We start from the raw sequence: 7,970 nt of genomic DNA, 5'->3' as shown, positions 1-7,970 counted from the left end.
TCTACAATCATGAACGGCCCCACGGATCCCTGGACGGCATGACGCCGCAGCGCTACTGGGAAACCTGGACGCAAGAAAACCAATTAGCTATCGCATAGACGCTGGACTGCTATCGGGGGCCCAACCAGACGCAAGAGCACCAGCCCCGAGAACCGACTGGATTCCGGCGCCGAGTTCGACGAGGTTCTGCCGCTTTCGTGCGTGATCCTCGAGACCTGCGATCTGACTCTCGGACGAAATCGCTGCTTGGATCCTGGCGATGCCCGCGTCCACGATCTCCGACTGGTAGATGAGTTCTTTGAGGTGAATAGGCCGTGATTGTTCGTATGGTCGTAGCGCCATCGTCTTTCCCTCTCACTTTCCCGTCGAGGTCGCACCACCCTGATGGGCCGGTTCCCGGAGAGCGGCTCCTTCCCTGTCCATCGGTGGAGGTGTTGGTGCGCTCACGGTAGCGCTTACTGGACGGCCGGTGCGCCGAGCCCGTGCGTGATCAACATCCAGATCATGCACAGTAGGTCGCTGATGTCGTCGATGAAGGCTTTCAATGATGCGTCCTATTTCATTGTCGAAGTACGGTCTGGTTTCTCATCAGCGCGACGCTGTGGTGCTCTGGCCGTTAGCGGTTTTCTGCGACAGTTCCATTCGTTCGGGTATCGCAATGGTCGATGGCTATGCTCGAAGTCTTCGCCGTGAGCAGTAGGGGACACATTGATGACGCAGCTGACCGGATCTGTCGAGACGCCGACCATCCCACTCGCGTACGACCTCACGTGGACGGCGCTGGTAGCGGCCTGCGTTGCCTTGACGGTCGCTGCTCTGGTTTCGATCTTTCGTACGCCGCATGACCGGATGGCGTCCAAGTTTTGGTGGTCGGCCTTGGTTGTCGTGATTCCTTTTGTCGGAGCTGGCGTCTGGTTTCTCTTCGGGGCGCCGCCGTTGCGTCGCGCTCAGGCTGAGCGATCGTCCTAGTCTGCGAGCCTTTTCCTGCGGACGACCGAGGTGAGTAGCTCGTCGTACCGGCCTCTAGCGGGGAGGTTTCGGGCAGATGTAGTCGTTCGCGGCCGAGACGAGCACATCGGCTTGGTGTGCGTCGAGCGAGATGCCGAGGGCAGAAAGGTCGTCGACGGCGTGTGACGTCGTTTCCTCGTCGGAGGCGTTGGTCAGTCGTTTCATCATGCACATCTTGGGCGTGTAGTCGGCGATGGCGTTCAGGTCGGCGGGGTCGGTTGCGATGTCGGCTGCGATGAGCGCGGCGAGGTAGTCGCGTAGCTGTGGCGTGCCTGCGAGTGAGGGCGCGGGGTCCGGGACGTCCGGGACGCTCGCCGCTCCTGGGATGTGTTCCGCAGCTGATGATGTCGTGGGCGTGCCGGTATCGGAGGTGTGGTCGTCGCCGGAGATGGGTGCGGTTGTGCCGCAGGCGCACAGCACGGGCAGCGCGAGTGCGAGCAGTGCGGCCTGGAGTCGTGACATGGTCGTTGCGCCCTTCGTTGCGGTGGATGTGGGGCGGGGCCCGGCACAGCGCTCGCGGTCGCGGGCGATGCTGTGCGTGTGCGAAATGCGCTGCGTTGCGGATGGTTTCGATTTGCTGAGCCGTCACTCCCGGTCCCCAGTCAGCCGATGTTAGCCGATGGACCAGGCCTGCGCCTAGCGCGTCTCACGGTGTGATCTCGTGATCAAGCTCACGAAGTGGCGATCGAATACTGTTCCGTGCGTGCTTGTTTCAACTTTCAACCACAGGCGTACCTCCACCTAAAGTTGTAGTCACAGCCTGCTGCGGCCGGTGCCGATTTCGGGCTTCGCGCTAAGTTACCGCTGGGTAGGTCCGGTTACGCAGCCGTAGCCACCCCTCCATCCTCCCGTGCGCCTGTTTCTGTCTCTGCCGGTATCAGATACCGTTCGTCACATCATCGCGGTGTGTTCTGGATCGCCTCTCGTGCAGCGGATTTCCGAGTCGCGGCAATCGAGCCACTGTACTTTTCTCGCACCGTGATGGATGGTTTGAGCCGCACCCACAACCAGGCGAATGCGACATCGGCGCACACCTGACTTGCTGCGGTGCCGTCGGGGGACGTTCACCAATCTTGGCTTTTCCGTGCCCTTTTCGGCTTTCACGTCTAATCAAGGAGCTGCATTGCCGCATTCACGATTCGAATCCATCGGCGCATATCTGCCCGACGAGGTTCTCACCACCGAGGAGCTGATCGGCCGACTCGCCCAGAAACCCACCTTCGATCTCGCTGCCATCACCGGGGTTCAGGAGCGCCGAGTGCACGACAAGACACCGGGCAACTTCGAGGATTCCTTCGCACTCGCCCTCAAGGCGGCGCGGGACTGCTTGTCCCGATCGCGCTATGGCGCAGACGAACTCGATGTCGTCATCTCCACCTCGATCTCGCGCAGCAAGGACGAGTCGAAGGTGTATTTCGAGCCGTCCTTCGCGGCGATGATCGCCAAGGAACTCGGCGCCACCGGGGCCATTCACTTCGATCTGTCGAACGCGTGCGCGGGCATGATGACCGGAACGTACGTGTTGGACAGGATGATTCGGTCCGGCACTGTCCGTAACGGGTTGGTGGTTAGCGGCGAAGCGATCACGGCGATCTCCGAGACGGCGGTCAAGGAAATCACCGGCGGCTACGACCTGCAGTTCGCGTCCCTCTCGGTCGGCGATTCCGGGTGCGCGTTGGTCGTCGACGAATCCGTCGACGAGCGCGATCGCATCGACTACATCGAACTGATGACCGCATCGGAGTACGCCGATGCCTGCTTGGGGATGCCGAGCGACAAGAACCCGGGCGTTGCGCTCTACACCGACAACCGGCGCATGCACAACGAGGACCGGTTCAAGTTGTGGACGAACAGTCAGCGTAACCACCTCGCCGCCAGCGGCACGACCTTCGCCGACGAGGAATTCGACTACATCATCCACCACCAGTTCGGTGCGTCGGCGGTCACGTTCATGAACGCGCTCGGAGAGCGAGAGTTCGGCACACCGATGCCGGAAGCGTTGAACGTGGTCGAAAAGTACGGCAACACCTCCACCACCTCGCACTTCATCGTTCTGCACGATCAGCTGCAGCAGAACGCCATCGCGGCCGGGTCGAAGATTCTCATGGTGCCCGCGGCATCGGGCATCGTCACCGGCTTCCTGTCCGCCACGATCTCTTCCTTGGAGGCCTGACATGGGCGTCGTCATCACATCCGTCGGCACGAGCTACGACCGCGACAGCGGCAGCGTCGTCACCCATGCCGCGCGAGCGGTCCGGCAGGCGCTCACCAGCGCCGCCGTGGAACCGCAGGAGGTGGGCGTGCTGATCAACACGGGCGTCTACCGCGATTCCAACACCGTCGAACCGGCGATCGCCGCCCTGATTCAGAAGGACGCCGGTATCGGTCTCGAGTACGGCGAACGCGATCCCCGCACCTTCTCCTTCGACCTGATGAACGGTGCGTGCGGTGTCCTCAACGCCGTGCAGGTCGCCGACGCGATCCTGTCCACCGGCGGCACCGGCCGTGTCCTGGTCGTCTCCGGGGACACGCACCCCAGCGCTGTCGCCGCAGGCGCCCCGGGCGGCTTCCCCTACGCCACCTCCGGCGCGGCCCTTCTCCTCGAACGCAGCGAGAGCGCTGAAGGTTTCGGCTCGGTTCACACCGAACTCGCGGACGGCCCGTCGGTCGTCGACGGGTTCGTCGAGACGAAAACGATGGGCGCGAACGGCCGTAACCTCATCACCGTCGAGCGGGACGCCGACGCCGAAGAACGACTGCTCGACGTCGCCATGGCGGCAGCGTCGGCCGCGATCGACGCCAGCGATCCGGACCTGTCGTCGACGGTGCTGATCGCATCGACCCCCACCCCTGGCTTTCCTTCCCTGCTCGCCGCGAAGCTCGGTATCACCGCACTCGACTCGGCGGCGATGCCCGCACTCGGCGGTGACACCCACACCGCCGCACTGACGGTGGCGTATCACCACGCGGTGCAGGACAAGCTGCTCGGGGAGTATTCGACGATCCTGTTCGTCGCTGCCGGAGCCGGACCTAGCGCAGCCGCGACCGTGTACCGCCTCACAGCAGGTGCCGACGCGACATGACCGCCCCCACCTATTGCGGCTCGATCGACTTGTTCCGCGACCTCGCCGCGCAGCACCCTCAGCGCCCCGCGGTGACCTACGCGACCGGCACCCCCGCAGGGGCGCTTCCGGACTACGAGCAGATCACCTACCGCGAACTCGATCAGTGGTCCGACGCCTTGGCGCAGCGCTTCACCGCCTCGGGCATCACGGCGGGTACTCGCACCATCGTTCTGGTCACCCCCGGTCCGGAGTTGTACGCGATCTTGTTCGGACTGTTCAAGGCCGGAGCCGTCCCCGTCGTCATCGACCCGGGAATGGGGCTACGCCCGATGCTCCGGTGCCTGGCCGCGGTCAATCCGCAGGCCTTCATCGGGATCCCGCAGGCGCATGCGGTGCGGGTGCTGTTCCGGCGCACCTTCCGTGGGGTTCACACCTCGATCACGGTCGGTCGACGCTGGCTGTGGGGTGGGCAGACGCTGGCGATGTTGGGGCGCACCCCGTCGACCTCGACCGGGGAGCCTCGCATCGCCGGGGACGACGAACTGTTGATGATCGCCTTCACCACCGGATCCACCGGCCCCGCGAAAGCGGTGGAGATGACCCACGGCAACCTCGCGGCGATGGTCGAGCAGACCCGAACCTTGGCGGCACGCGAGGACCTCGAGACGTCGCTGGTGACGCTGCCGATGTTCGGAGTACTCGATCTGCTGTTGGGATCGAGTCTGGTTCTGCCGCCGCTGACTCCGAGCAAAGTCGGCGCCACCGACCCACTGCACGTCGTCGACGCGATCAACCGATTCCAGGTCCACACACTGTTCGCCTCCCCCGCCGTCCTGGGTCCACTGCTCGATCACGCCCGGCGGCACCGATCGCTCATGCCGACGGTGCGGTCGGTGTTCTCCGGCGGCGCACCGGTTCCCGATCACGTGGTGACCGGCCTGCGTGAGGTGCTGCCCGAGCACGCTCAGGTCCACGCCGGGTACGGATCCACCGAAGCGTTGCCGATGTCCTCGATCGAATCTCGTGAGCTTCTCGGTGGACTCGTCGACCGCACCCGCAACGGCGAGGGCACCTGCATCGGACGCCCCGCGCCCGGGCTCGAGGTCCGCATCATCACCGTGACCGACGACCCGCTACCCCGCTGGTCCGATTCGCTGCAGATCGGCAGCGGCATCGGCGAGATCGTGGTGTCCGGCCCGAACGTCAGCGCCCGCTACTACTGGCCCCCAGCTGCAAATCTGACCGGCAAGATCACCGACGGTGACCGGATCTGGCACCGCACCGGCGACGTCGGCTGGGTAGATGATCAGGGCCGCATCTGGTTCTGCGGACGCAAGAGCCAGCGTCTCGAGACCAGCGACGGACCAATGTACTCGGTGCAGGTCGAGCAGATCTTCAACACCGTCGACGGCGTCACCCGCACCGCCCTGGTCGGTGTCGGTGCCCGCGGTCGGCAACGCCCCGTGCTGTGCGTCGAACTGCAACCCGGCCACGACCAGGACGCGATCGCCGAGGCACTGCGCCGCCGCGGCGCGGAGTTCCCGCTGACCGCACCGGTCGCCGACTTCCTGTTCCATCCCGGTTTCCCCGTCGACATCCGGCACAACGCGAAGATCGGCCGCGAGAAGCTCACCGTGTGGGCAGCCGGAGAACTCGACACCACGGTGGCAGCATGAAAACCATTGCACTACGCACCATCCCGATCCTCGGATGGATCTTCCTGGCCTACGGCGCCCTCACCCAGATCCGTGGTCACCGCCTCCGGCATCCCCTGATCCGCGCTGCCTGGTGGATCGACGCGTTCTTGTCCCTGATCGTCCATCCCGCTCAGATCCCGGCCGCGCTGCGCCGCGCCGACGGCCACCGCTCCCGACCAGCGACCGCAGCACTGACGCTGATCTTCGGAATGACCTGGTGGACAACCCAACCCCGCCGCTCCGACGACGAGAAGAGAACACGATGAAGGTACTGGTCACCGGCGCTTCCGGTTTCCTCGGTGGACGTCTCGTGCGCTGGCTCGTCGCCGACGGCGGGCACGACATCTCGATCCTGGTCCGCCCGACCAGCGATCTACGCGACCTCGGCGAGACCACCGACCTGACCCTCGTCTACGGCGACCTCACCGATCCGCAGTCCCTCGCCCGCGCCACCGAAGGCATCGACGTCGTCATCCACAGCGCCGCCCGCGTCGACGAACGCGGCGTCCGCGCACAATTCGTCGAAGAGAACGTCACCGCCACCACCACCCTCCTCGATTCCGCGCGCCGCAACGGCGTCAGCCGATTCGTGTTCATCTCGAGCCCGAGCGCGTTGATGGAATACGACGGCGGCGACCAGATCGACATCGACGAATCGGTCCCGTATCCGCGCAGGTTCTTGAACCTGTACTCCGAGACGAAAGCCGCTGCCGAACAGGCAGTGCTGGCCGCGAACGAGCCCGGATTCACCACCTGCGCGCTCCGACCTCGCGCGATCTGGGGGCCAGGGGACCGGTCCGGTCCGATCGTGCGGCTGCTCGGGCGCGCTCAGGCGGGCACCCTGCCGAACCTGTCCGGCGGGCGCGAGGTGTACGCCTCGCTGTGCCACGTCGACAACATCGTCGACGCCTGCGTCAAAGCGGCCACCTCCGACAACGTCGGCGGCAAGGCCTACTTCATCGCCGACGCCGAGATCACCAACATCTGGCCGTTCATGGGGGAGGTCGCCGAATCGTTCGGGTTCGCCGCACCCACCCGGGCGGCGAACATGGCAGTGGTCCGCGCCGCCGTCACGGTCCTGGACACGATCTGGAAGATCCCGTACCTCGCCGTGAGGTACTCCCCTCCCCTCTCGACATATGTCCTCGCGCTCATGACCCGCACCTCGACGTTCGACACCACTGCCGCGCGCCGCGACTTCGGATACGTCCCCGTCGTCGACCGGGACAGTGGACTGCTCGAATTCCAGGACTGGGTCCAGTCGCAAGGCGGCATCGCCGAGATCACCCGAACCTTGAAGTGACATTCAGCTGTCCTGTCCCCCAACATATTCCGAGGTGCCCATGACATCGACCACCCCTGTGTTCACGCGACCGATTTCGGCGACCGAACGGTTGTACCTGGCCACTGCGCCCCTGGCCGAACCGTTCGCCATCCAACTCGTCGTCGAAGGCGCCGGTGACATCGACGTCGACGCACTTCGCCGCGCCGTCGAACTCGCCTCGCACGCCTGCCCCGGCGCACGGCTGGTCCGCCGGGGCAAGAACTGGGTCGACAGCGGCCTCGCCCCGCACCTCGACATCGTCGAACACGGCGGCGTGGACTTCACCGCGCTCGATGCGAACCCCATCCTGACCCGACCGCTCGGTGTCACCGCGGACGCCACCACCGAGGTCGTGCTCGTCACCTCCGACCCGACGACCGTCATCTTCCGCGCCTTCCACGGCGTCATGGACGCCAAGGGACTGGGCACCTGGGCTGCGGACGTGTTCCGGGTCCTGCGCGGTGAGGAGCCGCTGGGGGCGCCGGACACCACCGCCGATCACACCCTCGCCGACCGCATCGGCGCACCCGGAAGGCCCACCCGGCTGCTGCCGACGTACCGATCCCCCCTCGGCGCCGGGGCACCCATTCGCGGCGGCGAACAGTTCCTGTGGCGGCACCGCAGCGTCGACGGCACCCACCCGTCGGCGGTAGCCCGGATCGCCGCGGTCCTCGCCGACACCACCGGCCGCCAGGTCCGGCTGATGGTGCCGGTGGATCTGCGTCGCCACGATCCGGCGATCCGATCGACTGCGAACCTGGCGCTGCCGTTGTTCCTCGACGCGGATCCGGGGCAGAGCGCAGCGGAGATCAACGCACGCCTGCTCGTCGGCATGGTCGAAAAGCGTGAACTCAACGAGATGGACAACGGCGGGTT

At 65.5% G+C, this 7,970-nt stretch carries 8 protein-coding genes; 7 read left to right on the top strand and 1 reads right to left on the bottom strand.

Annotated features, from left to right (window positions below):
* Window positions 1-711 precede the first annotated feature (711 nt).
* Window positions 712-969 (top strand): PLD nuclease N-terminal domain-containing protein, encoded by a 258-nt coding sequence (locus J1M87_RS29160; RefSeq protein ID WP_206492433.1) that lies wholly within the window; start codon window positions 712-714, stop codon window positions 967-969.
* Between the two features lie 54 nt (window positions 970-1,023).
* Here J1M87_RS29160 and J1M87_RS24880 read toward each other — a convergent pair whose 3' ends face one another.
* Entirely contained in the window at window positions 1,024-1,470 is a 447-nt protein-coding gene (locus tag J1M87_RS24880) for a hypothetical protein (RefSeq protein WP_097388565.1), read from the bottom strand.
* 661 nt (window positions 1,471-2,131) lie between these two features.
* Here J1M87_RS24880 and J1M87_RS24875 point away from each other — a divergent pair.
* From J1M87_RS24875 to J1M87_RS24850, 6 genes are all read left to right on the top strand, one after another.
* On the top strand, window positions 2,132-3,181 hold the full coding sequence (locus J1M87_RS24875) for a 3-oxoacyl-ACP synthase III family protein (protein ID WP_206492432.1): 1,050 nt from the start codon (window positions 2,132-2,134) through the stop codon (window positions 3,179-3,181).
* A gap of 1 nt (window position 3,182) precedes the next feature.
* Window positions 3,183-4,091 (top strand): hypothetical protein, encoded by a 909-nt coding sequence (locus tag J1M87_RS24870; protein WP_206492431.1) that lies wholly within the window; start codon window positions 3,183-3,185, stop codon window positions 4,089-4,091.
* Complete coding sequence (locus J1M87_RS24865) at window positions 4,088-5,749, top strand: fatty acid CoA ligase family protein (protein WP_206492430.1); 1,662 nt, start codon at window positions 4,088-4,090, stop codon at window positions 5,747-5,749. The genes J1M87_RS24870 and J1M87_RS24865 overlap by 4 nt, the downstream gene beginning before the upstream one ends.
* Window positions 5,746-6,036: a hypothetical protein gene (locus J1M87_RS24860; protein WP_206492429.1), complete on the top strand. Its 291-nt coding sequence runs from the start codon at window positions 5,746-5,748 to the stop codon at window positions 6,034-6,036. The genes J1M87_RS24865 and J1M87_RS24860 overlap by 4 nt, the downstream gene beginning before the upstream one ends.
* Window positions 6,033-7,073: an NAD(P)-dependent oxidoreductase gene (locus J1M87_RS24855; protein ID WP_206492428.1), complete on the top strand. Its 1,041-nt coding sequence runs from the start codon at window positions 6,033-6,035 to the stop codon at window positions 7,071-7,073. Before J1M87_RS24860 ends, J1M87_RS24855 begins: the two co-directional genes overlap by 4 nt.
* A 40-nt stretch (window positions 7,074-7,113) precedes the next feature.
* Window positions 7,114-7,970, top strand: an 857-nt coding sequence (locus J1M87_RS24850) for a peptide synthetase (protein ID WP_206492427.1), incomplete at its 3' end; no start/stop codon positions are given.

This window comes from Rhodococcus sp. KRD162 (genome assembly GCF_017168335.1).
Lineage (GTDB): Bacteria > Actinomycetota > Actinomycetes > Mycobacteriales > Mycobacteriaceae > Rhodococcoides.
This window is presented reverse-complemented; position numbering and strand designations above follow the sequence as displayed.

Bases quoted from the DNA above. Each gene is read 5' to 3' on its own strand.
- J1M87_RS29160 (WP_206492433.1), top strand. From the start codon at position 712: ATGACGCAGCTGACCGGATCTGTCGAGACGCCGACCATCCCACTCGCG.
- J1M87_RS24880 (WP_097388565.1), bottom strand. From the start codon at position 1,470: ATGTCACGACTCCAGGCCGCACTGCTCGCACTCGCGCTGCCCGTGCTG.
- J1M87_RS24870 (WP_206492431.1), top strand. From the start codon at position 3,183: ATGGGCGTCGTCATCACATCCGTCGGCACGAGCTACGACCGCGACAGC.
- J1M87_RS24865 (WP_206492430.1), top strand. From the start codon at position 4,088: ATGACCGCCCCCACCTATTGCGGCTCGATCGACTTGTTCCGCGACCTC.
- J1M87_RS24860 (WP_206492429.1), top strand. From the start codon at position 5,746: ATGAAAACCATTGCACTACGCACCATCCCGATCCTCGGATGGATCTTC.
- J1M87_RS24855 (WP_206492428.1), top strand. From the start codon at position 6,033: ATGAAGGTACTGGTCACCGGCGCTTCCGGTTTCCTCGGTGGACGTCTC.